Origin of the sequence: Xenorhabdus griffiniae, from assembly GCF_037265215.1 — a bacterium.
Lineage (GTDB): Bacteria > Pseudomonadota > Gammaproteobacteria > Enterobacterales > Enterobacteriaceae > Xenorhabdus > Xenorhabdus griffiniae.
In genome coordinates this window covers 152,767-179,520 of record NZ_CP147737.1, presented here as the reverse complement: position 1 = coordinate 179,520, position 26,754 = coordinate 152,767, and the positions used below count along the sequence as shown (strand labels likewise).

23 protein-coding genes and 2 pseudogenes are annotated in these 26,754 nt (G+C 45.3%); 18 read left to right on the top strand and 7 right to left on the bottom strand.

The window, feature by feature from the left end:
- The first annotated feature begins 34 nt into the window (after positions 1-34).
- Complete coding sequence (locus WDV75_RS00830; protein ID WP_273557427.1) at positions 35-478, top strand: OsmC family protein; 444 nt, start codon at positions 35-37, stop codon at positions 476-478.
- Between the two features lie 62 nt (positions 479-540).
- Here WDV75_RS00830 and bioH read toward each other — a convergent pair whose 3' ends face one another.
- Entirely contained in the window at positions 541-1,308 is a 768-nt protein-coding gene (gene bioH / locus WDV75_RS00825) for a pimeloyl-ACP methyl ester esterase BioH (RefSeq protein ID WP_273557426.1), read from the bottom strand.
- A 40-nt stretch (positions 1,309-1,348) separates the two neighbouring features.
- Here bioH and gntX point away from each other — a divergent pair, with 40 nt between their 5' ends.
- From gntX to WDV75_RS00785, 8 genes are all read left to right on the top strand, one after another.
- Entirely contained in the window at positions 1,349-2,032 is a 684-nt protein-coding gene (gene gntX, locus WDV75_RS00820; protein ID WP_273557425.1) for a DNA utilization protein GntX, read from the top strand.
- A gap of 59 nt (positions 2,033-2,091) precedes the next feature.
- Positions 2,092-2,667, top strand: coding sequence for a Fe-S biogenesis protein NfuA (gene nfuA, locus WDV75_RS00815; RefSeq protein ID WP_189759719.1), 576 nt, complete (start codon positions 2,092-2,094; stop codon positions 2,665-2,667).
- Between the two features lie 173 nt (positions 2,668-2,840).
- The gene (gene glpE, locus WDV75_RS00810) at positions 2,841-3,164 is read left to right on the top strand and encodes a thiosulfate sulfurtransferase GlpE (RefSeq protein WP_189759720.1); all 324 of its coding nucleotides are present in this window, start codon (positions 2,841-2,843) and stop codon (positions 3,162-3,164) included.
- A gap of 59 nt (positions 3,165-3,223) precedes the next feature.
- On the top strand, positions 3,224-4,084 hold the full coding sequence (gene glpG, locus WDV75_RS00805; RefSeq protein WP_273557424.1) for a rhomboid family intramembrane serine protease GlpG: 861 nt from the start codon (positions 3,224-3,226) through the stop codon (positions 4,082-4,084).
- Positions 4,085-4,170: 86 nt separating this feature from the next.
- Positions 4,171-4,929, top strand: a complete 759-nt coding sequence (locus WDV75_RS00800) for a DeoR/GlpR family transcriptional regulator (protein ID WP_189759722.1) — start codon at positions 4,171-4,173, stop codon at positions 4,927-4,929.
- 258 nt (positions 4,930-5,187) lie between these two features.
- Complete coding sequence (gene glpD / locus WDV75_RS00795) at positions 5,188-6,681, top strand: glycerol-3-phosphate dehydrogenase (RefSeq protein ID WP_273557422.1); 1,494 nt, start codon at positions 5,188-5,190, stop codon at positions 6,679-6,681.
- 253 nt (positions 6,682-6,934) lie between these two features.
- Positions 6,935-7,492: an RBBP9/YdeN family alpha/beta hydrolase gene (locus tag WDV75_RS00790; protein ID WP_273557421.1), complete on the top strand. Its 558-nt coding sequence runs from the start codon at positions 6,935-6,937 to the stop codon at positions 7,490-7,492.
- A 14-nt stretch (positions 7,493-7,506) separates the two neighbouring features.
- Positions 7,507-8,070 (top strand): GNAT family N-acetyltransferase, encoded by a 564-nt coding sequence (locus tag WDV75_RS00785; protein WP_273557420.1) that lies wholly within the window; start codon positions 7,507-7,509, stop codon positions 8,068-8,070.
- 15 nt (positions 8,071-8,085) lie between these two features.
- Here WDV75_RS00785 and WDV75_RS00780 read toward each other — a convergent pair whose 3' ends face one another.
- Positions 8,086-9,621 carry an adenosine deaminase family protein gene (locus WDV75_RS00780; RefSeq protein WP_273557419.1) on the bottom strand — a complete coding sequence of 512 codons (1,536 nt, stop codon included), beginning with the start codon at positions 9,619-9,621 and terminating at the stop codon, positions 8,086-8,088.
- An 872-nt stretch (positions 9,622-10,493) separates the two neighbouring features.
- Here WDV75_RS00780 and yhfZ point away from each other — a divergent pair.
- The 9 genes from yhfZ to soxR all read left to right on the top strand — a co-directional run bounded on the left by yhfZ (position 10,494) and on the right by soxR (position 19,159).
- Positions 10,494-11,402 (top strand): GntR family transcriptional regulator YhfZ, encoded by a 909-nt coding sequence (gene yhfZ, locus WDV75_RS00775; protein WP_273557418.1) that lies wholly within the window; start codon positions 10,494-10,496, stop codon positions 11,400-11,402.
- Positions 11,403-11,445: 43 nt separating this feature from the next.
- Positions 11,446-11,808, top strand: coding sequence for a PRD domain-containing protein (locus WDV75_RS00770; RefSeq protein ID WP_273557417.1), 363 nt, complete (start codon positions 11,446-11,448; stop codon positions 11,806-11,808).
- 99 nt (positions 11,809-11,907) lie between these two features.
- On the top strand, positions 11,908-13,098 hold the full coding sequence (locus WDV75_RS00765) for a YhfX family PLP-dependent enzyme (RefSeq protein WP_273557416.1): 1,191 nt from the start codon (positions 11,908-11,910) through the stop codon (positions 13,096-13,098).
- 89 nt (positions 13,099-13,187) lie between these two features.
- Positions 13,188-14,096, top strand: a complete 909-nt coding sequence (locus WDV75_RS00760; protein WP_420497487.1) for a phosphotriesterase-related protein — start codon at positions 13,188-13,190, stop codon at positions 14,094-14,096.
- 95 nt (positions 14,097-14,191) lie between these two features.
- On the top strand, positions 14,192-14,554 hold the full coding sequence (locus WDV75_RS00755) for a DUF2620 domain-containing protein (protein WP_189761019.1): 363 nt from the start codon (positions 14,192-14,194) through the stop codon (positions 14,552-14,554).
- Positions 14,555-14,564: 10 nt separating this feature from the next.
- Positions 14,565-15,914 carry a YhfT family protein gene (locus WDV75_RS00750; RefSeq protein ID WP_273557414.1) on the top strand — a complete coding sequence of 450 codons (1,350 nt, stop codon included), beginning with the start codon at positions 14,565-14,567 and terminating at the stop codon, positions 15,912-15,914.
- 4 nt (positions 15,915-15,918) lie between these two features.
- Positions 15,919-17,022 (top strand): aminotransferase class V-fold PLP-dependent enzyme, encoded by a 1,104-nt coding sequence (locus WDV75_RS00745; protein WP_273557413.1) that lies wholly within the window; start codon positions 15,919-15,921, stop codon positions 17,020-17,022.
- A gap of 508 nt (positions 17,023-17,530) precedes the next feature.
- Entirely contained in the window at positions 17,531-18,499 is a 969-nt protein-coding gene (locus WDV75_RS00740) for a methyltransferase (protein ID WP_273557412.1), read from the top strand.
- A 198-nt stretch (positions 18,500-18,697) separates the two neighbouring features.
- Positions 18,698-19,159: a redox-sensitive transcriptional activator SoxR gene (gene soxR / locus WDV75_RS00735; RefSeq protein ID WP_273557411.1), complete on the top strand. Its 462-nt coding sequence runs from the start codon at positions 18,698-18,700 to the stop codon at positions 19,157-19,159.
- Positions 19,160-19,628: 469 nt separating this feature from the next.
- Here the strand turns inward: soxR and WDV75_RS00730 are convergent.
- The 5 genes and pseudogenes from WDV75_RS00730 to WDV75_RS00710 form a co-directional block, all read right to left on the bottom strand.
- A pseudogene (locus WDV75_RS00730) lies at positions 19,629-20,661 on the bottom strand (IS110 family transposase).
- A 348-nt stretch (positions 20,662-21,009) separates the two neighbouring features.
- Positions 21,010-21,264, bottom strand: coding sequence for a hypothetical protein (locus tag WDV75_RS00725; protein WP_338860525.1), 255 nt, complete (start codon positions 21,262-21,264; stop codon positions 21,010-21,012).
- Between the two features lie 6 nt (positions 21,265-21,270).
- Positions 21,271-25,893: an RHS repeat-associated core domain-containing protein gene (locus WDV75_RS00720; RefSeq protein ID WP_338860523.1), complete on the bottom strand. Its 4,623-nt coding sequence runs from the start codon at positions 25,891-25,893 to the stop codon at positions 21,271-21,273.
- Between the two features lie 100 nt (positions 25,894-25,993).
- The gene (locus WDV75_RS00715) at positions 25,994-26,296 is read right to left on the bottom strand and encodes a hypothetical protein (protein ID WP_273559309.1); all 303 of its coding nucleotides are present in this window, start codon (positions 26,294-26,296) and stop codon (positions 25,994-25,996) included.
- A gap of 234 nt (positions 26,297-26,530) precedes the next feature.
- Positions 26,531-26,654, bottom strand: a pseudogene (locus WDV75_RS00710) (IS1 family transposase); the annotation flags it as partial.
- Positions 26,655-26,754: the final 100 nt, after the last annotated feature.

The window sequence follows — 26,754 nt, the reverse complement described above, 5'->3', positions numbered from 1 at the left end:
TGTATATCATTATTAATAACCTAAGGATAATAATATGTCTAAAGAGTTATTTACTGCAACTGTGGAGTCTGTAGGTCCTCTGAAAATGAAATGTTCCTCACGAAACTTTTTATTTCATTTAGATGAACCGGAAAGTTTGGGAGGAAAAAATGAAGCAATGACGCCGGTAGAAGCATTGCTTTCCGCTTTCGGTGCTTGTCAGGGGATGGTGGCAAAAAGCTTTGCCAGTGCCCATAAAATAAATCTGATCGATATCAAAATAGAACTAGAGGGTGAATTAGATCTTGATGGCGTCAAAGGTATAAATAAAAATACCAAAATTGGTTTTTCCAAAATTACATCAAAATTCTATATTAAAGCAGATAATATCGAACAAGAAATACGAGATTTTATTGATTTTATCGAGAGAAACTGCCCTATTCGCGACACCATGGTCAATACACCTGAAATTGTAACTGAAATTTATTCCTCAAGATAAATTATCAATTACCCATAACAATTAATGCTATGGGTAATTATCAATAAAGAAACATCAATTGACTACCCTGCCACAAAATTCTTTACTGCCTCAACAAACTCCTCAGGATGGGAAATAAAAGGTGCATGAGCAGCGTTGCGCATAATAACGGAGTGCGTATGTGGCCATGCCTTGTCAAGCCGTGAAGCAATTTTACGCGGTACTAAACCATCAAGATAACCATATAGACGCAGGAAAGGTAATTGAAGTTGGGACAATTCCTCCCTTAGATCATCAGTGCGCAGGATTTCCAAACCGGCATTAAGCACTTCAACTGTCGGCATCGGCTGGTTCAGTATCACTGATTTCAGTACACGAGCATCCTGGCGTGCACTGTCCGTCCCTAAAGTCTGCAAAGCCAGAAAACGTTCGACCGTCTTTTGAAAATCAGCACTTAATTGATGCTCAAATGCCCTCAAGACCTCCGGCTTAATCCCCGGCCAGTCGCCATCAGCACTAAATCTTGGCGAAGAAGCTACCGTGATCAAACCCGCAACTTGTGCCGGATGATCCAAAGCAATCCGGCTAGCCACCAATCCACCTAAAGACCAACCTAGCCACAAGGCATTTACTGGCGCTTGCTGCCAGACAATCTCTGCCATGTCCGCCAATGACATAGCCGAATACACTTGGCTACGCCCATAACCCGGCAAATCCACCAGATGCAAACGAAAATGCGAAGCCAATCGCGTTTCCACTGAGCGCCAAACTTCAGCGTTTAAACCCCATCCGTGCAGCATCACAAGATCACGTGGTGCATCGCCAATTGTCTGCCAAAACAACTGATTCATTGTTATTCTCACTTTTTATTTGTCACCAAGGAAGGAAACTATGCTAACAATGGTTGGATACTGTTGGCTATGCCAGCAAAATTTGTATTTTGCCCATCATGGGATTTGTTATCTCTGCCACCGTCACTTAAGGCGGTTGCAACCTGTCTGTCCACGCTGTGCACTGCCTGCTGAATCCGACAACTTTCCCTGTGGGCGATGCGTAAAGAGTCCCCCTACGTGGCAATATTTGATCGCCATTACGGATTACACCCCACCATTAAGCCAGCTTATTCAACGCTATAAATATAACAATACCCCACAACTCGCCTCCGTACTGGCGCGTTTGTTCCTGCTGCATTGGTTGCAGGGCTATCGTGAAGGCCGCTGGCATAAGCCAGATCGCATATTGGGCATTCCTCTGCACCACAGAAAACGCTGGCAACGTGGCTTCGATCACATTGAACTCATTACCCGATCCCTATCACGTTGGCTGCAATGTCCATATCAACCGGATTTTTTACGCCGCTCACGTGCTACACTCACGCAGCGGGGCTTATCTGCCGCCCAAAGGAGAACCAATCTTAAGCAAGCCTTCCAATTACAGGGCAATTTTACCGATCAACATGTCGCGATTTTCGACGATGTGATCACCACGGGCACGACACTGCGTGAAGCTTCACAGTTGATGATTCGTGCTGGTGCTCGTTCTGTACAGGCTTGGGCTATATGCCGAACCTTGTAGTTCCTTTATAAATGGGCGTATTATAACCAACTAGAACAGTCAACTATTGAGCAAATGACATGATTAATATTACTGAAGCAGCGCAAGCGCATTTTGCCAAGCTACTGGCAAACCAAGAACCGGGTACACAGATCCGCGTCTTTGTTATTAATCCAGGAACGCCGACCGCTGAATGCGGTGTTTCCTATTGCCCACCGGATGCTGTTGAAGCTACTGACACCGAATTGAAGTTCGATCAACTCTCAGCTTATGTTGATGAAATTAGTGCACCTTTTCTGGAAGAAGCCGTCATTGATTTTGTGACCGATCAATTGGGTTCCCAACTGACCCTGAAAGCCCCGAACGCTAAAATGCGTAAAGTGGCGGACGATGCCCCACTGATTGATCGTGTTGAATATGTCCTGCAATCGCAGATCAATCCACAGCTTGCAGGGCATGGTGGCCGTGTCAGCCTGATGGAAATCACCGATGAAGGTTATGCTATTCTGCAATTCGGCGGTGGATGTAACGGCTGTTCAATGGTCGATGTCACTCTGAAAGAGGGGATCGAAAAACAGTTATTACAGACATTCCCTGAATTAAAAGGTGTAAAAGATCTGACTGAGCATCAGCGCGGTGAACATTCATATTACTGATTTTTCATTCTTATTTTGACAATTTTTAACCATTTTTCTGTTTCTAACATTTTCTATCTCTATATCTACGCCTTCCCAATCGTTATATTGGGAAGGCAGTCAGGTATGACCTGACGACTATTAAGAAATGAATATATTGAAAATGAAAATTTTAGAAACTACGTTGAATATTTATGGACCATTTTCAAACGATAACTCCTGAACAAGCTTACCAACATTGGCTCGATAAAACCGCAGTCATGGTTGATATCCGCGATCCACAAAGCTTCCAGGCCGGACACGCGACCGGTGCATTTCACCTAACAAATGAAACACTCAATAGCTTTCTACAAGAAGCGGATTTTGACCAACCGGTCATGGTGATGTGTTACCACGGCCATAGCAGCCAAGGAGCAGCACAGTACCTGATCAATATGGGGTTTGAGACCGTTTATAGTGTCAATGGCGGTTTTGAAGTCTGGCAAAGAGACTATCCTCACGCTGTCCATACTCAATAAACCTTTAACGCACTGATTAATGCAATTAACTTCAACTTAAGGCAGAGATAAGACGAGCAATGATCCATATAACCTCAATATCTAACCCTCGGCTGGCTCAGGCCTTTATTGATTATATGGCGACGCAGGGCATTCATTTGACCATGCGCTCCACCAATGAGCCGCCATTAGTTGAACTCTGGTTAGAGGATGATAGCCAACTCAGTCGGGTTGAAGAGGAACTTCGCCACTTTGCTCGCGATCCACTCAATGAACGCTATCAAGCCGCCAGTTGGCAAACAGGCAAATCTGACAGCTTCTTTAAATATCATAACAACCTGAATTTGAGTACGCTCAAAAACCAGTCTGGCCCCCTGACTATTGCGATAACTCTGCTTTGTATCCTCGTTTACCTCTGGATGGCAATGGCAGGCATACCGGATGTTATGAACGGATTAGCATGGCCAGCTAACAGTGATCAGTATCTGGAGTTATGGCGCTGGATAAGCCCAACGCTATTGCATTTCTCTCTGACACACTTACTCTTTAATCTTGCCTTATGGTGGTATTTCGGCAGCCAGGTAGAGCAAAAGATTGGGAGCGGTAAGCTGTTTGAAATCACGATAGTGTCAGCCATTTTCAGTAGCTGGGCGCAATCATTATTCAGTGGATCTCATTTCGGGGGATTATCCGGTGTCGTCTACGCACTGATCGGGTACGTTTGGCTTACCGGTGAAATCTCCCCAAAACGAGGGATTAGTGCTCCCAGAGGGTTAATCGCTGTCTCTGTTATTTGGTTGTTGGTGGGCTATTTCGATCCATTTTCGTTACACATCGCCAATGCCGCCCATGTTGCAGGATTCATCATCGGGTTATTAATGGGGTTATGGGATAATTTGCGTAAACAAAAAAAACAAAAGATGCCAAATAGGCCCCAATAGATTTCAAGTTTTAGCATCGGCTTGAAATAGAAGGGAGATAATTTTGGCCAACGATAATCCATCTATGCATATATTAGGGGAATTTTGTGAAGCAAACTCAGCGACATGATGCAATAATTGAGCTTGTGCGCATTCAAGGTTATGTCAGCACTGAAGAGCTGGTTGCACATTTTGATGTTAGCCCGCAAACCATTCGACGTGATTTAAATGATCTCGCAGATAAAAATAAGATCCAACGTCATCATGGTGGTGCCGCATTACCATCCAGCTCGGTCAACACAGCCTACCATGACCGCAAGATCATGTGGTCGGATGAAAAAGCTCGAATTGCACAGCACGTTGCCACCCAAATTCCAAACGGCGCAACCCTGTTCATCGATATTGGAACAACTCCAGAGGCCGTAGCACACGCTCTGCTCAACCATCGCGATTTACGGATTGTCACCAACAATCTCAATGTCGCAACTCTGTTTATGAGCAAAGAAGATTTCCGCCTGATTTTGGCGGGTGGTGAAGTACGCTCCCGCGATGGCGGCATCATTGGCGAAGCAACGCTAGATTTTATTTCCCAGTTCCGCCTTGATTTCGGCATTCTTGGGATCAGCGGCATCGATAGTGATGGTTCACTGCTGGAATTCGATTACCACGAAGTTCGCACCAAACGTGCCATTATCGAAAACTCCCGCTGCGTCATGTTGGTTGCCGATCATTCAAAATTCGGCCGCAATGCCATGGTTAATCTCGGTAACATGAACCTGATTGATTTTTTGTTCACGGATAAAGCGCCCCCTCCAGGCATCCAGAAAATTATCGAACAGCACAGCGTTAAGTTAGAATTGTGCTAATCACTTTTTAGCCAAAAGTGCCATAATAATGCCTCCACCCGATATTCGGGTGGGGTTATCTCCCACTAATATTCCCTTCCTCAATTTGTATCCCACAAAATCCTTATTAATCTTATGTATAAGATAAGGTTTTGTTACCTGTGTCACGTGAATATGTTTTTTCTGAGTTAATAGTTGGCGATTGATGAATTTTTAATTACAATCCTTGAGCGAAAACGAACATTAAAGAACTGTTTCGAACATTTCAGAGGGGATGCAATGGAAACCAAAGACTTGATTGTAATAGGCGGCGGAATTAACGGCGCTGGTATTGCGGCAGATGCTGCTGGCCGGGGGCTTTCAGTCCTACTGTTGGAAGGTCAAGATTTGGCCAGTGCAACTTCGTCTGCCAGCTCCAAACTGATCCACGGTGGGTTACGCTATCTGGAACATTATGAGTTTCGTTTGGTCAGTGAAGCACTGGCAGAGCGTGAAGTGCTTTTAAAACTGGCTCCCCATATTGCATTCCCGATGCGCTTTCGCCTGCCACATCAACCACACCTGCGCCCAGCGTGGATGATCCGCATTGGCTTGTTCCTGTACGATAACTTGGGTAAACGCGTTAGCTTACCAGGCAGTAAGGGGCTGAAATTTGGCACAAACTCGGTATTGAAGCCATCCATCACTCGTGGCTTTGAATATTCCGACTGTTGGGTTGACGATGCGCGTCTGGTGGTTCTAAACGCACAAGAAGTCCAAAAACACGGTGGTGAAGTACATACCCGCACCCAGGTAACTCGTGCATGGCGTGAAAATGGCTATTGGCTGGTTGAAGCCACAAACCTCAAAACTGGCGAAACCAATACATGGCGCGCGAAAGGTTTGGTTAACGCAACTGGTCCGTGGGTGAAAAATTTCTTCGATAACGGGCTGCAACTAAAATCACCTTATGGCATCCGTCTGATCAAAGGCAGTCATATCGTTGTGCCTCGCGTTCACGATGAGCCGCAGGCCTATATTCTGCAAAATGAAGATCACCGCATCGTATTCGTTATTCCATGGAATGACGAATTTTCGATTATCGGCACAACGGATGTTGAATACAAAGGCGATCCAAAAGAAGTCAAAATTGACGATAAAGAGATCGACTATTTGCTGAAAGTCTATAACGACCACTTTAAGAAACAGCTTGGTCGCGATGATATTGTTTGGACTTACTCTGGCGTTCGCCCCCTGTGTGATGATGAATCCGATTCACCACAAGCGATCACCCGTGATTACACGCTGGATGTGCAAGATGAGCAAGGACAAATGCCATTGCTGTCCGTATTTGGCGGTAAGCTAACAACGTATCGCAAACTGGCTGAACACGCTATGGATAAACTGGCGCAGTACTACCCTAACGCGGGCAATGCATGGACCAAAAATGGCAAGTTACCAGGCGGTGAACTGGAAGGCTGTGATCGCGATGGTTATGCGCGCCTGCTACGCCAGCGTCATAACTGGCTGCCTGAAGGTGTGGCACTGCGTTATGCCCGTACTTACGGCAGCAATAGCCAATTTATCCTGCAAGATGCAGAAACGTTGGCCGATCTCGGCGAATGTTTCGGCCATAATTTGTATGAAGCTGAATTGCGTTACTTAGTTAAACACGAATGGGTAATCGAGCTAGATGATGCTATCTGGCGCCGAACCAAACTGGGTATGTGGCTCACTGATGAACAGAAACAGCGTGTAGCTGACTGGCTGGCACAAAACGCCAAAGCCGCTTGATTACAAGATTGACTTTGAAAATGGCGATAATTTCTATCGCCATTTTTCATTTTGATTTATTCGTGTCATATAAGTTTTTTTCCGCTCATCGAACTCATAAACTTTCGAAATCAATCATCCCTATTTTCTATCGCAATTCCCTTATTTTTTATTTAATTCAACTGGTTATTTAACACACATATTTTTATCACCATGATAGTATGTTAGAGATCAGATTGGCCTCTATTTAAACAAAAAAATTTCGGAATCAATAATGACAGCAATAACCTATTTGATTGTCCCTGGATATACCAATTCTGGGCCGGATCACTGGCAATCTCATTTAGAAAGAAAATATCTGAATGTTGTTAGAGTGCAGCAAGATGATTGGCAATCTCCCGTCAGGGAAAAATGGATACATCGTCTTAATGAAACCATCGAAAAAACAGCGGGAGAACTCTTTCTTATTGGACATAGCTGTGGTGCCATTACCATTAGCCAATGGGCAGCAGAACGAAAATCCAATAAAGTCAAAGGGGCCTTGCTTGTTGCTCCTGCTGATATCGACAACCCTAAAGCACCTTTGGAAATTCAGGTTCAACGCCCTCTGGCTACATCTCCTCTACCTTTTCCATCTACACTGGTATGCAGTGATAACGATGAATTTTTATCTTTGGAAAAAGCACGTACCCTAGCAATTCACTGGCAATCAGAGCTCATTGTCTTGTCTGGGGCTGGGCATATCCATACCGCTTCAGGTTATGGGGAATGGTTGGCAGGAGAACATCTTATCAATGACATCTCAAATCATGGCCTAATCACCAATAAATAATTTTAGAGGTATCCATGTTAACGATTCGGGATGCAACGACAGAAGACGCTACACTACTATCTTGGCTACTGGAAACAAGCTATCGTTTTCACTTTTCTTATTTATGGCATGATCAAGATGAATTGGAAGAATATATTGCCGGAGAATGCGCCGTAGAACAAATATCGGATTCATTACAATCTCCTGACCATAAATGGTTTATTGCTGAATCTCAGGATACTACTGGCTCAAATATCATTACTCCCCAAAATATAAGGTATGCCAACATAGTTGGTTTCAGTAAAATCATTTTAAATCAACCTATTCCTGATAAAGATTTTACAGGTATCCATTTACATAAACTCTATCTGCTACCCAAGCTAACCGGACAAAAATATGGTGATCAATTATTTGATCATGTGGTGAAATTTGGCCATGAACAAGAGCAAAAGTGGCTTTGGCTGGAAGTATTGGAACAGAACACTTTTGCCATCAAATTTTATGTCCGAAAGGGGCTGAAACAGCAAAAAGATATTATTTTTTCCAGCCCCAAGCAGCAAAGCATCATGCATATAATGGCTAAAAAACTATCTGATTAAATCCCAATAGCCAAATTAATTTTGTTCTGCCGGCGTATGCGCGCGCTCGTGCACCGCTTTTTCTATTCCCGCAATCTCTGATTCGTAAATCAAAAACCTGGACCGCAGATCCTGCAACTCCGCCGATTTTTCCTCTGGAGATAGAAAAGAATATTGGATGCTATTAAATACGGTTTTTTTGATCTCTGCATAAGATGGCTTGTAGTTTGTGGCAAAAATGACAAATTCATGAGTCAGGTCACCACGAGAAACGCCTAGATCATCACTTGATATCACAAAAGGTACTCCATAACGTTGATAAAGTTTTATCGGATGCTCATTCCCTCTAACACCAAGAATAAAGTCATTACTCGTCAGGTTAATTTCGACAGGAATTGCCTTTTCTCTCAGTACCTGGAGTAATGCAATCGCCTTCTCTTCCCTGGCAATATCAACACCGTGGCCGATCCGATTTGCCCCTGCGATATCTACAGCATATCGAATGTGATTTGCCAAATCTTCTGGCGGAACCATTCCACTTACTAATTCTCCCGCATGTAGCGATAAACGAACATCGGGGAAAAGCCTTTTTAGATACCGGAACATCAGCATGTGCAACTTATAGTCACGGATGGCTATATAACCATTTTCCGGCCCAACAATATTCACACCGACAATCTTTTTGCTCATATGTGCCGCTGAAAATGCCGAATACAGACTTGAGAATACAGTCGCGCGTGACGCATTACGAACAACATAAGATTGGAGCCGAATCCGAAACTCATCATCGTCGATCCCGGAAACCGCCGCTTCTTCGGTTTGGATATAATCAGATATGCCTTCCCTGACAAGTGGGTCCTTAGCCATAAAATCCGCATAGGGCGCCAATGCTGCGAAAACGGTATTTTCATCAGCATCTGGGCCTAACGCATCGAGTGCTTTAGCCAGTTCTGGGTACTCAAAAGAAGGTGCCCTGTTTAACATTATTTCCAGATACTGAACATTTTCATTTTTGGCCCGATTTTTTAATTTTGTCATCCCATCCGTTAAAATTTGATGTGATAATGGGCTGAAATAACTAAAGGTATCAAAAAAGTGCTGGTCCGGCGCCTTCTGCACGTGATAATGGTTATGAAAATCTTTGTCTGACCATACCTTCAATAACTCTCGGTAGAAGGCATTGTTTGCCATGACTGCACTCTTTTCGAGACAAAATTGCTGATTCTCGCCTGGGAGTTGGTTTTTCTGACGTGTTTCTATTCGATAAATTTCGATCTTAAGTTTCGGATCGGTCCGATCATAAATGCAATAGCCCTTATCACCAACCCAATCAAGATAGGTTTCTGCATATATTGCACCAGAATAGTGAATATGGATATCTGCACCTTTGGGCATCATTTTCAATGCCATTGTTAGCTCTGCAACATTTGGATCGTTGGTTTCAATCAGCTTACTGAAAAAACGTGCTGTCGCTGTTTCATTTTCCTTGGCTAAAGCTGTATTTACTTCACCAGCATTGACCAAACAAGGAAATAACATCAATAAAATGGTTACAATGGATAAAGTATTCATAACCCTTTTTCCTGGTCTCGATATTTGTTAAGCGCTATACGCATTAAACTTCAAGTTGCAATTTACAACACGATATGAAACCTGATGTCTCCCCGCTTCGCGGGGAGACGCCACACGCATCTTGAAATGAGATTGGTGTATAAGTGGTACTATGGGAAGTGATACCACTAATGTGGCTTGTATTCAATCTGGGCAATATTTTGATTTATATATTTCATCTTTCAAAAAACAATCTTATACCAATCTAACTTCAAGATGCATATTGTTTCTCCCCGCTTCGCGGGGAAATATAACACGCATCTTGAAGTTGAATTGGTCTATATAAATAAGAAAATGAAAATATAATCCTATAATAAACCTACTTTATTGTTGGCTATAACAACAGAAAAAGCTATACGCATTAAACTTCAAGCTGCAATTTACAACACGATATGAAACCTGATATCTCCCCCGCTTCGCGGGGAAATATCACACGCATCTTGAAGTTAGATTGGTATAAATTTTAATGATCTTAAATAACATACATGCCATAAGATATTTTATTGATTCATGCAAAAATAACGTGCAGAATGTAGCCTAATTATTCTGTAGCGTGATAAATAGTACAGCAAAAATCACCATCGATACAGAAAAACACAGTGAGCGGGCATAGATAATACCCTAACCGGCCCTATATTCTCCCATGATGGCAATTTTTATATCTTCAATGCAAAATTGAAATATATATTCAAAATATTGATAATATTAAACTTTATCATTTTTTAAATTTTCATTTTTTTTGTAATTGTGATATTAATCCCTTTTCTTTAATTCGCTTATTGCGATTTATGTTCAATTTTATGAATATAAATGGGAATGGATAAGAACTTGTAATGATGAGTCAAACATTCATTAAAAAAGAAGGGATCGCGCAGTCATTTCTGGCTCGTTATCTCCTCTCTGAACAATGCGGTAATCGCCTGAAAACCATAGAAGTATTGGCTAAAGAATGTGGATTGTCCGTGGGTTTGATGCAAGCAGCATTAAAATCTCTTGAACAGGCGCAGGTGGTTGGAATTAAGCGTCGTGGTCGTAGTGGTAGCTTTCTTGCACAGATAAACCACAAATTACTGTTGCAGTATGCCGATATTGGCAATGTGGTTTGTGCGATGCCACTCCCATATACCCGAGCTTATGAAGGGCTGGCCAGTGGTTTAAAAGCATTGTGTGCAAGTGTTCCCTTTTACTTCGCGCACATGCGTGGCTCAGATATCCGCATTGAATGTTTACTGAGTGGTGTTTACGATTTAGCGGTAACATCAAGACTTGCCGCAGAACAGCACCCAGATAATAAAGATCTATATATTGCGCTTTCACTAGGGACACAAAGTTATACAGACAGGCATCGGTTAATCTTTCGCAATGGCGAAATGGAATCAATTCGTCGCGTTGGGTTAGATAGCACCTCAGCAGACCAAAAAATAATGACAAAGCAATACTTTGCTGACAAAGAGATTGAATTGGTCGAGGTTTCCTATCATGAATGCCTAAATCAAATAATAAAAGGCTACATTGATGCGGCCATCTGGAACGTTGGACAAGGCCATGAACTCATAGCACAAGGTCTGATGACCCAACTCCCTGACAGCAGTGAGTGTTTTATCAAGGCTTCTGAAGCCGTTATCCTCACCCGCAAGGATAATATTCCTATCCAGCAACTCCTGCATACTATGGTTGATCGGGATCTATTGCTAACCCATCAACAAAACGTAGTAACAGGCATCATCGAACCCGTTTATTGAACCAAATAAGCGGCTGGTTAACACCTGTGTATAACAAAAAGCAATGATAGAACAACGGCTAACTATCCTGCTACAAGGTGATGTTATCGATCAAGATATCCACGATAACATGCTGGAAGTTGTGCATGTTCTGGAAGATATCTGGCACATCCCTATCCGTCATCCGCAAGGCGAAATGGCGCTTACCCATATGGCAAGTGCTTTCATGCGTTCACGCCGTGGTGAAGTAGTCGCTCCATTGGATAAAGAAATATTGGCAACACTCGAGCAATCTGAATACTACAACCAATTACTCACAATGCATTACTCCCTAATTGCAAAATTTACCGTAGTCTTACATCCCAACGAGGAAGGCTATCTGTTGGCAAATTTATATGGTTTAATATTTTCACGCGAAAGAGGTTAGTTTTTGATTCTCATAAAAATATTCAAAAAAATGAAAATTAATCTATAAAAATGTTGATTTCACACAGCCTTGCTGCTTTTTAGCGATAAAGGGAGCCCTATGTTTATTGAGGCATTAAAAAAACAGAACCCCAAATTGATTGAAGTTGCAAAAGACCTTTGGCAACAAGGTGCAATCTTGCCAGATACCTACATCATCGATGTCGATCAGGTTTTGGACAATGGTCAGCGCTTACTGCAAGCCGCGGCGCAATATGACATTGAGCTCTATTTGATGACCAAACAAATTGGGCGTAACCCATGGCTGACCCAAAAATTGATTGACCTCGGTTATCGCGGTGTCGTGGCTGTCGATTTCAGGGAAGCTTATAGCCTGAGCCAGCATGGTATTCCACTGTGCCACATCGGTCATTTGGTACAGACCCCAACCCATTTAATAGAAACCATGCTCAAGCATAGTCCGAGTATCATTACTGTATTTTCCCTTGAAAAAGCCCAAGCTATTTCAGATATTGCGGAGAAATTGGGGCGAATTCAGCCCATCATGCTGAAAATATTTGATAAACGAGATATCGCCTTCTCCGGCCAAGAAGCCGGTATCACCTTTAACGAATTAGATACCGTTGTCGATGCCTTAAAACACATGCCAGGCATAAAATTGAGCGGTCTGACGCATTTTCCTTGTCTGGCATGGGATCCCCGCTATCAGATAACCTTACCCACCCCCAATTTGCTCACCCTCATTCGGGCACGAAACCGACTGGAACAACTCGGCATTAAACTTTCGCAAATTAATGCTCCGGCAGCCTCAAGCTGTAACACCATACCATTACTGGCCAAATACGGCGCCACCCACCTGGAACCAGGCCATGCACTGACCGGAACCATCCCCGCCAACTTCTGTGGCTGCGAGCCGGAACACATTGCAATGGTCTATCTCACAGAAATATCCCATCACCATGATGGTCATAGTTACTGCTACGGTGGCGGTTATTACAAACGCGGGCATATGAAACATGCATTGGTTCTTCCTGAACATACCACCCCTCCTGGCATCACCCTGGCTAAAAAAGTACGCATACTACGTCTGGGTGAACCCTGCATTGACTACCACCTCCCGTTAGCAGGCATTCACCCTATTGGTAGCCCAGTGATCATGTGTTTTCGCCCTCAGATTTTCACAACGCGCAGCGATGTTGCCCTTGTTTCAGGTATTCAATCCGGCTCTCCAAAACTTGAAGGGATTTATGACAGTCAAGGAAACTGGAAAAATAGTGGTTATTCTAACTAATCCCCCAACAAAGGTATTACAAATAAGATCATTCCATCATTAAATAATATTATTTTCGCTATAACGGAATTACCGCATGATCCGGCCGTTTGGCAACAAAGGCAAATAACTTGATTGATGTTTCAGGCTATACCTATGTACATGAACACTTGCATATCGATCTCTCTGATGTGAAAGGAAACCTGGATTGTCGATTGGATCAATACGATCTGATCGCAGGAGAACTTCGTCACCTCTACAGCCTTGGGGTGAGAAACATCGTGGAGATGACCAATCGTTACATGGGACGCAACGCCGCTTTTCTGCTGGATCTGATGCGTGATACCCGTATCAATATCATTGCTTCGACGGGCTACTATAAACAACCTTTCTTCCCTCCTCATTTCAGAGAGTTAAGTGTACAGGCTATCGCCGATGACATGATCGCTGAAATTGAAATTGGCATTGATGGCACCGCATTAAAAGCAGGGGTAATTGCAGAAATTGGTTCTAGTCTCGATCAAATCACACAAGATGAGCAAAAGGCGTTTATCGCTGCGGCATTGGCACACCAGGCTACAGGCTGTCCTATTTCCACTCACACCACATTAAGCACAATGGGACGTGAGCAATTGGCGCTGTTAATGGAGATTGGCGTTTCCCCTGAATATGTGGCTATCGGCCATTGTGATCTGAGGGATAATCTGGACACCATTATTCCACTGCTAGAGGACGGAGCATGGGTACAATTCGATACAATCGGCAAGAATAATTACTATCCCGACAGCCGACGCATTACCATGTTGCAAGAGGTTGCCAAGCGTGGACTGCTGGATCGGATCATGCTTTCCCAAGATATCACGCGTCGATCTCATTTGAAAAACAATGGGGGAAATGGTTTCGATTACTTGCTAACCGTATTCGTTCCTATGTTGCTGGAAGCCGGTTTTTGTCAAAAACAGATAGACCAAATGCTGCGTGATAATCCTGCACAATTTTTCCAAGGCAAGAAAAAATAAACTTACAAAACACAAGGTTAAATTAAACCAATTCTAAAAACATAGCTTTTTCAAAAAGCAATCCGATATGAAGATACAAAGAGAGGGATAACAACATGAGATTTGTCGTTGGTGGACAAATAGAGAAACAGGCAATAGCCGAAAGCATTCGTCAATTGGCCGGCAATAAAGCCACCGCTATTACCATCATGAATGATATTGACGCGGCGATGGCAATTAAAAATGGCGAAGCAGATTACTATTTTGGCGCGTGTAATACGGGTGGAGGAGGTGCACTGGCAATGGCAATTGCGCTTATTGGACTAAGTCAATGTGCCACCGTCGGAATGCCAGGAAAAATCTTGTCCAATGACGAGATTATCGCCCATGTGAAAGCCGGTAAGAAAGCATTTGGTTTTACCGGTCAGGATATTGATATCGTCCTGCCTGTGATCATTAATACCATCATCTCACTGTAAGGAGGCAATCGTGCAACATTTTCATGATTTCCTACTGAGGTTGATGGAGGTCGATCCTTTTAAGGCAGGGTTATTGGCAGCCATTGGCGCTATTGCCGCTATGATGGCAAACCGTGGTATCGCTGTTTTTCACGATGGCCTACGCCCACTGTTGCCGGAATACCTTGAAGGTCGCATGAGCCGCAAAGCGCTTGCCGCAACCAGTTTCGCCCTGAGCATTGGTTTGGTTGTCGGTTTTGGCATTCCCTTTTCACTCACGGCCCCCATTGTCTTGGTTCACAGCCTGTTACTCGGTACAGACATGATCGGGATTTGGTGTGCCAATAGCCGGAGAGGTTTTATCTCCTCTGGTGTCATTGGTGCCTTATATGCCATCGCATTGCTGGCTGGGCTGCGTTCGGTGGTGGAACTGTTTGCCATGTTGCCCGTTAATTTCACCAATGATCTCAAGAAAGTAGGCGATCCGATTGTGGCCTGTTTCGCCCTGTTTCCTGCGATGGTCGTCGGTTATCAATACGGCTATCGCAAAGGGCTTTTGGTCATGTTCACCGCACTGGTCGGCTATCTGGCAACCAAGGCCATTGGCCCGTTGAGCTTTGGGGGGATGATCGAAAAACCCGTCAGCATTGATCCTAACGGCGCGGCACTATTGCTGTCGATGATTGCCATGTTCTACTTTGCCATGCGTGAACGTCCAACGCAGACAGCGGAGCAAAAAGGTGCCAACGAAGTCTTAGTCGGTCTGTTTTCCACCCGTATAGAACGTATCCAGAAAAATAAATGGCTGCTAATCCTGTGTGGCGGCTTGACCGCCAGTGCTGCGACCATGTCTTTTAGCCTGCTGGCGGAAGGGCCTGTTTCCTTACAACTCATGGCTCAAGGTGAACAGACCAATGCATTGCTGGTAGCACTGGCACGTGCCATCAGCTTCATCCCATTAGTGGGTACGACAGCTATAGCCACAGGCGTTTATAGCCCAAATGGCATGAAATTTGTGTTTGTGGCAGGGCTGGCAACCAACAATCCGTGGATTGCCTTTGTCGCAGGCGGCATCACCATGTTCATTGAAATCCAGCTACTGGCAAAAATCGCTATCTGGTTGGATAAGTATCCTGGAGTGAAAGCATGCAGCGGACATATTCGTACCGCGATCACCAAAATGCTCGAAGTTGCCTTGCTGGTTGGTGCGATGATTGCCGCCAACGCAATTTTGCCTGGCATGGGCTTTATGATCGTGGCGGGTATCTATCTGCTTAACCGTACATCCAAACGTCCTTTAGTGGAAATGGCTATCGGCCCAATTGCGACAATCATTGTGGGTATACTGGCAAACTTGCTGTTTCTGCTGGGAATAAAATAAGAAAATGAAAACCTATCCATTGCAAAGCATGACGATGGCACAAGCGCAACAGCAACAATTCAAGCTGGTTGATATTATCTGTCGCCATTTTCCTGGTGCTGATTTTCTTTCGCAAGGCGATCTGGGGTTAGTCCCAGATCTCCACCAACCACGGATGACCCGACGCATTGAAGCGGTGATTGCGGAGTTTTTCGGCGCTGAAACAGCCGCTTTTGTCAATGGAGCAGGAACGGGTGCATTACGCGCGGGACTGGCCGCGTTGGTCAGTCCCAATTCAACGTTACTTGTACATCATGCACCGATTTATCCCACAACCCAGGCATCAATTGAACAAATGGGGCTTCGTGTCGTACAGGCAGATTTCAACCACACAGAGCAAATTGTGGCCGCTATTAAGCAATTCTCCCCCGCTGCCAGCCTTATTCAACATACACGCCAGAAAATATCTGACCGCTACTGCCTGCAAGAGGTCATCAGCACCCTGAATCAATATGACATTCCTTCATTAGTCGATGATAACTACGCGGCAATGAAAGTAGCACATATCGGTTGTCAATATGGCGCAACCCTTTCCACGTTCTCTTGCTTCAAATTATTGGGACCACAAGGCGTTGGGTTAATTGTAGGAAAGCAGGCAATCATTGATAATCTACGCCACAGCATGTACTCCGGTGGCTGCCAGATACAAGGTTATCAGGCAATGGAAGCCCTGCGAGGTATGGTATTCGCACCGGTTATGCACGCAGTACAGGCCGAAGTGAATAACGAACTGGTGACGCGCTTGAACCAAGGGGAATTGCCACAGGTAAAACAAGCCTTTCTCGCCAATGCACAATCAAAAGTGTTACTGGTCGAATTTCACGATCCCATTGCAGAAAGAGTGCTCGCCATAGCTCCCACACTCGGTGCGCTACCTTATCCGGTAGGTGCAGAGTCAAAGTTTGAAATTCCGCCCCTGTTTTACCGCATTTCCGGCACCTTCCGTCAAGCAGATCCCACTCTGGAACAACGCATGATCCGCATCAATCCCAACCGTAGCGGTGCAAATACTGTCATGCGCATATTACGGGAAAGCTGCCAGTTGAAATCCAAAGGCACAGCTCCCTAAATCGTCTTTCAAGATGCGTCTTATATCTCCCGTGTAGCGGAGGGATATAAACAATCACACACAGTGATTTGCAAGCTGCAACTTAAAATTTAATGCGTATAGCCATCTCACTTCAATATGCATATTGTTTCTCCCCACAAAGCTGGGAGAAACAACGAGTTATGTTGTTTTATAATGAGCAACTTGAAAGGTAACGCGTATATACATTCAAAAAATATTAGACGTACTTAGATAAATATTACTTGACCTCAAGTTATCTTGAGGTTTTATAGTGCATCCACTAACCAGGGAAAATAAATAATCAGGATGCGCTTGGTTTCTTTGGTAAATCATTTGCATCCTCTTTATTTAAAAATATACCAGTCTAACTTCAAGATGCGTGTGATTTCATAGCGTGTTGTAACTTGAAGTTTAATGCGTATATAAAAATAATTACAAAATTTAAAATAAAAATACATATACCCAATGAATTTCAATTTATTTAAAAACTTGAATAAGGGGAATAATAATGTCATTGGAAATGGTTACTGCCTATCGCAAATCGAATGCACTATTTGCTTTTGTAGATAGTAAAGCACCATTATATTTAAGTACCCAAGATGGTAAAACCGTGGAACAAATTGCTCAGCTATGTCATGTTTATCAAGACAGATTCCATAGGTTATTGAATTATATGCAAACACTTAATGTGTTAACCAAAAAAGATGATAAATTTTACCTTACTGAACAATGGGCATCACTCAGTGATCCAAACAGCTTTGAAACATTATATATAAAGTTCGAATTAGATCCTGCCTTCTGGAACGCTTGGTCACAATACAGTTCCTCCTTAAGCAAAACGAATAAAAAATCCGCTTTTGAACTTACCCATCATGAGCCATTTTTTGATTATCTCAATCATGAAAAAAATAAAACCATCAAAACGGTTTTTGATAATTTATTGGCAAAAATGACCGATAAGATGAATGAACATATTATTGAACATATTCCTCTAAATGGCATTTCTTCATTGATTGATATCGGGGGTGGGGTGGGTTCTTTGGCAAAAAGTATAAAAATGCACTATCCACATATCCAATGCCATGTCATGGATCAATATGATTTTATCAGGCAAGAATCAGAAGGGATTACTTTTATCAATGGTAATTTCTTTTCTACTATTCCAGCAGGATATGATGCCTACAGCATAAAAAATGTTTTAGATGATTGGCCAGATAATCAAGCTATTGATATTCTCAAAAACTGCCATAAAGCCATGCGGGAAGATTCCGTTTTATATGTTATCGATATGATTAAAGAGCCAAATGAGGCAGTATCATTTGATTTATATATAGATACTCTTCTGTTAGGCAAGAAACGATATCAATCAGAATTTGAATTTATGGCAAAAAAAGCGAGTCTCTCTATCACAAATATCTACAGCATGGATTTTGCCACAGAAAATGGTAACTACTACATTATCGAAATGAAAAAATGAATTTATACACATTAAACTTCAAGTTGCAGCTTGCAAATCAATGTGATTATTTATATCTCCCCGCTACGCGGGGAGATATAAGACACATCTTGAAGTTAGATTGGTATACACTCAATTTTCAGCGAAAAGGCACGGTTTTTTTCAAATGATAAAAAGCAGTGCAGTATACAACCTAAAGTTAAATTAGGGTTCATCGATATGGAAAAAGATAATTCCATTGATTTTAATCGGGCGTTAACTATCGGAGAGGTATCAAAACGTAGCGGAGTTGCTATATCTGCCCTCCATTTTTATGAGTCGAAAGGATTAATCAAAAGTTCACGCAATCAAGGTAACCAACGCCGTTTTCCTTCAATTGTATTGCGCTATATTGCGATCATCAAAGTCGCACAAAGCACAGGTATTTCTCTGAAAGAAATAAAACAAGCACTAGACCAGTTTCCACCTGATAGTCAATTGACAGCCGAACAATGGCTAACATTTTCTTTACAATTGCAGAATATTCTGGATCAACGCATCAAAAAACTCATCCGATTACGAGATAATTTAGGTAATTGTATTGGGTGTGGATGCCTTTCGTTAACAGAGTGTCCTTTACGTAATCCGAATGATGTTCTTGGACAAGATGGAACCGGCCCAAGAATTTTGGAAAAAGATTAAACACGCTGTTCACTCGCATCTCTCTTGAGAACATCCTCCCCATTTTGTCGGCTGGCCGCTTATCGCGATCTAAAGCGCGTTGGCAGAAACACGCACTTAGTTGAAGAGGATAACCTGTTGAACCGCTTCCAGCTTAAATTCAATAGAATATTGGGGTTTGGTTGGCTTCAATTTCATCGTCACACCTCATGGTCATGTTAATGAGATTAGCAGGCTTTTGAGATGTCCGAGATCTTTATACCATATATGGACGCCCCAGTTGTGCAAGCACTAAGTTATACGGTTTGCGACCATATATCCGGCGTCATAATGGAAAAATTATCCGCGCCATGATGTCATCCGCACCCTGCTTCCTTCTCACTACATCGGTATATCACTACCTTGTATAAGAACAGGCTATTACAGGGACGGTAGCCGTTTTCTCATCAGTGTTTGCAAACTCGATAATGCGTCTATTTTTGTTGCTCAATTAATTAATAGTAAAAGCTTTTTGCATATTAAAATCCACTTCATCCCGCAGAACACGCCAGATAATCCGTGTCAGTTTGTTGGCTAAAGCGATCGTGGCTTTCATAAACCCACATCGGGCAATCAATTTTCTCAACCATTTCCCAGACAATCATCACGATTTTGGACACAGCGCATCACGGCACGAGCACCGTGGATAATTAACGTTCGGAGATGACGGTTTCCATTTTTGCTCAGGGAAGACAGCCGGTTTTTTCCACCTGAACTGTGTTGTTGGGGAACCAGGCCACACCAGGCAGAAAGTTGCCGGCCATTGGCAAATTGGGGCGCACTGACTTCACTCACGAAGGCGGCTGCAATAAGAGGACCGACGCCGGGGATCGTGAGCAGATGGTGATAACCACTTTGCTGACGAGAAAGTGCCGCTATTTCATTATCCATTTCATGAATGCGAATGTTCAGATTCCGTAGGTCTTCCCCCAAAGTATGAAGCAAACGTCGTAGTACAGAGGACAGCTCATGGCTCTCCTCTTCTAGAATCTCAGGCAGGTACTGTTGCAGTTTCTGAATACCAGCAGGAATGCTCACCCCCTCCTCAGCGAGGAAAGCCCGAATCTGGTTGGCGAGTGCGGTACGTTGTTCCACCATGAGTTGTCGGGCACTGCGCAGTGCCTTGATATCTTGCTGTTCCACCGTCTTGACCGGAACAAAATGGATACCGGGTCGGCAGGCCGTTTCGCAGATAGCCAGTGCATCATTGGCATCATTTTTTGATGATGGCTGAAAGCGTTAACATGCTGGGTCGGCACAAGCCTGATGATAAATCCCATCGCCTGAAGGGTTCTGCCCCAATAGTGAGAAGTTGCACAGGCCTCCATAGCAATGAGGGTTCCTGGCGAAAAAGTGCGCACAGTATCAAGCAATTTTTGCCGTGAAATTTTTCGGTTCGAGGCGACAGAACCGTCCTCCATCCAGACACAGACTTGAAAAACGTTTTTGGCGAGGTCAATGCCAATGACTTTAATCGCATTCATGAGATGTTCTCCCGAAATTCAGTGCATCGGAAAAAAAGATGGCACTATTTGCTGCTGAAAAAGGGGACGTCCATCACATCACTACAGTTTTCGGGTCAGGCCACTGTGGCGCCATTGGGTCACATGTTGCTGTTTTTGTTCGGGGGTGTATCGGTTACGGCGCATGATGGGGTCTCCAAATGAAAAATCAGAAGCCGTAGCGTGCAGGAGCCGGATGGAAGGAACAAGGTGAGATCACCGGACGCTTACACAGCAACTAAGGGCAGGGAATGAGCAACTCTTAAAAGGAAAAAGCCGGAAGATCACGGGGATCTTTCCGACTTCTTTAGTCATTACATTAAAGAATTGTTACGATGCCCACTCAGCTTTTTCTGGAAGCTCTCCATTTTGCCAATGTTTGAATATCTTAAATGATGCTCTTTGAAAAAAATGTTTTTGCTCATCATAACTAGCAAGTCTAAGTAATGTAATTTCGCCATTTCCCTTATTTATTTCGAAAAGACCATGTTCCATTTCTGAATGCCTTGATGTTGTAGACATATAGAGATACTGGGAACTAATTTCGCTTTCTTCCTTTTTAAACATCAATATGTGAAATGCCATATTATTCTACTCATCTATCCAAATTCTGCCCGTAGATTCGGTTTTATCGTGTGCTGTCCTATAGTTTGTTCGGAAAATACCTTCAAACTTAGATTCAAAATACTCATGCTTCAACAAATTGATATCTGATGGTATATGATCGCCTTTCGTCAAACGTGACCATGCATTGACCATACCTGGGTCAGCGTCAAATCGACCAATTCCTCTGTCTAATTGGTGTTCTTTGAAAAATACATGGTTTTTTATTCTGGCGATCTGAGATTCTTTCCAACCTGTATTTCTCGCAATAGCCGAAATATCAGAAGGGTCAGCCCTGATTTTATCATAGTATTTCTCGGCTTTTTCCCAGCCAGTTACACTATCAGGATCCAGTACTCTCCGAGCACCCGTCTCCTTAATTCCTGCATCCCCTTTATTCCCCTGCCTACCGGCCAGCCCATACGGATCAACATACCCCGTCGGATTATGAACGTAAGAGTAGGGATTCAACCCGCCCGCCAACCCAATCGGATCAGGGCTGATGTACTGCGCAGTCTCCGGCGAGTAGTAGCGGTGCCGATTGTAAAAAAGCCCCGACTCCTCATCAAAATACTGGCCTAAAAACCGGAAGTGACACTGAACATGGTAATCCGGGTGATGGGACGGGACGCCGCCGCGTTTTTCGGCGTGGCCCCAGGTGGTCAGGTGCTGGCCCCAGACCATCTCCCCTTGTTCATCCAGCAGTTCCCGTACGGTGCCCTGATGATCATGGATAGCATAATGCAGTTTGCCGCGCTCAAAACGCGCCGCTGGCGTCAGGCTGCCCGGCTCATACAGCCAGCGCACGCGCTTCTCTTCCAGCCGGGTGCCGTCACGCTGAAACGGCACTTCCTCAATCAGCTGGTCACCGCTCCACAGGTAATCATAGCCGCCGAGTGTCTTGGGATTATCCGGCAAATCCGGCTTGCCCGCCAGCCACAGTTGCAAATTAGCGGCGGTCAGTTTTCCATCGCGTTCTTTGATTTTGCGAATTCGCCTACCAAACGGGTCGTAGCAATACTGCCAGCGCGAGCCATCCGGGGTTTCTAAGTGGGTGAGCTGGTTTTGGGTATCCCAGCGGTAACGCCAGACCTGGGGGCGGAAGCCGTCATACTGTTCGATTTTTTCGATAAGTCTGCCGTTATCATCATAGTGATAATGCGAATCCCCCCGTTGTACCACCCGGCCAGCCTGCTGGCGCTGCGTGAACTGTGTCATCGCGCCCTGTGCATCAACAGGCAAATGTTGGCGCAGGTTGCCGTTGGCATCGTAACTGAATTGCTCTTCATGGGGGCGTAACCCCTCGAACAGCGTGTGTACTATCTGGTCGTTGGTATTATAACGGTAGCGGGTTTGCCCCCAATTGTCGTCAATAACCCGGACATTATGCGCCCGATCGTATTGCCAGCTCCGGTTGACGGCGGTCGCCTGGGGAGGAAAATGCGGATCGTTTTGTGACAGCGCCTCTTGGAAAAAGGCGCTGTCCCGCCCGGCTGACTGATGGGCCAGTAAACCCGTTGCGGTATAACGGCTGGCGAGAATAAACCCGCGGGCACTTTCGCGCACCGTTTCCCGTCCCAGTGCATCATGCCGGAGTGTCAGCGGGGCATGTTGGTTAAACTGAAAATGATTCAGTGCGCCTGATAACGGGTGATAGCCAAAGTGCAGGGTGTGCCCCTCCAGGCTTTCACTGACCGGCCTCCCCGTCAGGCTGTCCCATTCGCGGGTGATTTCCCGCCCATTGATACGCTCACAAATCGGCAAGCCCGTGGTCTTGTCGTACTCATATTCCACCACGGCATCGGCATTGGCGGCTTTCACCAGCTGATGGCGGTTGTTGTATTCGTACGTGGTGGTCGCTTTCAGTACCCACTGATTTTCTTCTGGCTGCCCGCTTTCCTGTCTGACCAGCAACCCCGCCGCGGAATAGTGCCAGCGGAGTTGTTGTCCATCGGGGTATTGCACCTGGGTGCGACGTCCCAGTTTATCGTACTGATATTCCAGGGTGCGGCCGGTAAAATCGGTTTCGCGAATAATCTGGCCGGCCGCATCCCGCTCATAACGGTAAGTTTCGCCGGTGGACGCCGTGACCGATTGCAGGCGGGTCAGGCGATCATAGCCAAAACGCAGCGTGGTGCCATCGGGACGGGTCACCTGTGTTAGCAAATCAAACGCACCGTATTGATAACGTGTGGTACGGCCTTCGCCGTCAGTGACGGCCACCACGCGTCGTTCACTGTCATATTCCAGTTGCTGCGTGGTGCCATCGGGCAGGGTGATGTCGGTCAGGCTGCCATTAAGCCCGGCGTGGTCGTCGCTGTAGCGGTAGCGGGTCTGCTGTTTGAGGGCATCGGTGACGCCGCGCAGCCGCCCCAGTGTATCCAGCTCCAGCCCGGTATTTTCACCATCCGGGGTCATGATGTTGGCCAGGCGTAGTTGCCTGTCGTAGGTATAGTGCCACTCGCGGCCATCGGGGAGGAGGCGCCGGCATAGTTCACCGTGGGTGCCGTAGTGGTACGCCTCCTTGTGCCCCAGTGGGTTGGTCAGTTCGGTAAGGTTACCCTGCTCATCATAGTGATAGCGCCAGCGTTCACCCGTTGGCAGGACACTTTCAATAAGCTGCCCGTGTTCGTCATAGCCATAGGCAAAAATGTCACCGGTAGGCAGAACCATTTCGGTCAGGGCACCGTCGGGATTGTAGGCAAAGGTAGTGACATTGCCGGCGGGATCTTCTTCCCATATTTTCTGGCTGTTTTGCCACTGGCGGCGGGTGACGCGCCCCAGCGGGTCAATCTCCCGGATAACCTGCCCGTCCGGGTTATAGATGAACCGGCTTTCGCCGCCTTCCGCATCCAGATAGGTGGTGGTGCGGGTGCCCTCGTCATAGCGAAAACGGTCACACCAGTAACCACTGGGCGAGGCGGTGCTGAGCACGCGTCCACGCTCATCGTAGGTCACCGACAGGTCGGTCTGGTCGGTGTCGTGCCAGCGGGTCATCCAGCCCTGTGCGTTGTATTCATGCCACAGGTGGTTATGCTGGAAGGCATTGCACTCTGCCAGATAGCCGTGTGCATCATAGCCGCAGGTGACCCAGCGCTGTTGGTGGTCACCATCAATCAGATCAATCGCTTGCAGTTGCCCGTCCTGATAGTCCAGTATCAGCCTGATGCCGTCATTGCGCACAATTTCCGCTAGGTGACCCTGTTTGTTGTAATGAAAATAAATCGTGTTCTGACGACGATCTGTTATGGCAGACAAACGGTGGATATTGCCCGTCATGGCGTTGAAATGATGGGTGAGCTGGGTTCGGCTGTCCGTCAGGCTCAGTGCGCCGTCCCGTTCACCGGTCAGTAGGCAGTGGGGCAGGTGCTTATTTCGGGACGAGACGGTGTTATCCGGTGTGGGGTAGTCGTAAACTACACCGGCGGCATCCGTGTAAAGTACCCTGCCGTCACTCATCTCCAGTTGACGCGACCAGTCATCGGCCCATTTAGGTCCGAATAGCCCCTGAGGATTGGCGGTGGAGCGGTAGGTCCGGGTCAGGGTGAGGGGCAACAGGCTGGGGATTGCTATGACCGGCCAGACCTGTAGGAAGTCACCGGTGGCCATATCGACCGGATCACCGCCCCCCGTGGTTTTTTCCGGGTTATTGCCTTGTTTGTCGCTGGACGTATTTTTGGCCTGATCCGGGGCGTGGTTTTCGGGTTTATCGATAGTTTTAGCGTCTGTTTTCGACTCCCTCTTAATGCGAGCTCCGCTCCCATCTTTAGTTTTTCCTGCTGCCTGAGTTTTCGCTTTCGCGACGCCTTTGGCTTCTTGTTTGGCAGCCCCCTTAACGGCCGTTTTGCCAAGGGTAAAAAAGGCGCTAATGTTTTTAAGTATATTGGGTATTTCGCCTGCTAAAGATACCGTCATACCGGTATCTACTGCCATTGCTCCGCCTTCCTGCATCGGATTATCAAAACGCTTTCGTTTGGCATCCAGATTAAATTCTTGAGTATTTTGAGCGATGGCAACACTCGTGTTACGTAAACCTTCGGCCGCGCGTTTTTGTCCCAGAGCTTCCAGTTCAGCCGCACGAGCCTGTGCTTCCAGTGCAGAGGCATTCCCCTGGAGTTTTGTTACCGCTTCTGCGGCATCGACAGCCATGTTATTGACACGTTTCGCTGCGCCAATAGCCATATCAGTCGCACGAAATTTATCGGCATTCTGCCGGGCGTTCTCTGTCACAGCCTGTAAGTTTTCTGCGGCTTTTGTCTGACCGGTCATAGCCAATATAGCGGCGCGTTCTTCTGCATCGGCATTCACAGAATTTATCATACCCGTGTCAAAGTAATCTCTTATCTGCGACCAAAGCCCTTTTTCTTCTTTGGTTTCCGGAAGTATTACCGCATTAGCTTCATGCGGCGGATTGGCTGCCTGTGGTGCCTGACCGACAATTTTACCGATGGTATTGCCTTCCCCGGTCGGGCTGTCATCCCGTACCTTTTGTGGTAACGGGGAGTTCGGTTTGGGCGGTTCATTAGGGGTATCAGGCGCTTTCGGGCTGGTCGATTCTTCTGCCTGAGTAGCCGCCTTGCTGTCTGTTCTGGTTCCGTTGTTTTCTACCATGGTTTCCTGCTTTATTCCCCGTTCATCCCAAATTTATCCCCGTGGCGCAACACCAGTTTGTTACCGGCCCGTACCGTTTTAGTATGCTCCTCCTGTTTGGTTATTGCTTTCTGTCCCTGTTTAACCGCGTTTTTCTTTCCTGCAATATGGTGAGGGGGTTTTTCTCTTTTTCTGACACTGTCTGTCTCCTTGAAGTCATGCCGATGGAATATAAAATGGCATTAGGCTTAACAGGGACATCATCATATTCGGCAGGCAAGGTAGGCTTATTCAGCTCTCGTTTGACCATAAGCTGAAAATAGAGGGCTTCCTGTTTTGAATAAGGCAAAAATGTCCGGTTACGCCAGAATAAATTGTCCCGTTCGTGATAAAAAATTTGCCGAAAATAATAAGGAGTGGACAATTAAAAAACCAAATGAAATCAAGTGGAGGGAAAAAGGCGCGTTGTCCAATCACAGTGTAAAAAGTTAAAAACATTGCCGTTGGAAAATAAATTTTCGCCAGATTTACTCTGGTGAGTGCATCATACTGAGTGATTTTGTGCCAAAATCGAGGGTGTTTTTATAACAGAATGAATTACAAATAAAAAAATAGTTTTGATTTTTAGAACACCCATGATCATTTCTATTTTGTGAACTTATTCACGCTCAATGAATGTGCCTAATCACGTTGTCGTGCATTTCTTCGGATTTGGAATAGCCAATCGTTTTCCGATTGAACCGTTTGATGCGTGTACGCAGGGTGAGGTTGGTTCTTTCGATATCTGCGAACGACATTAGAAGAATTATTCCGAACGTTACAACTCACATATGCTACCGATAAAATTCAGCCTGAGGATTACCGCTGCCCCTTGCCTTTGAC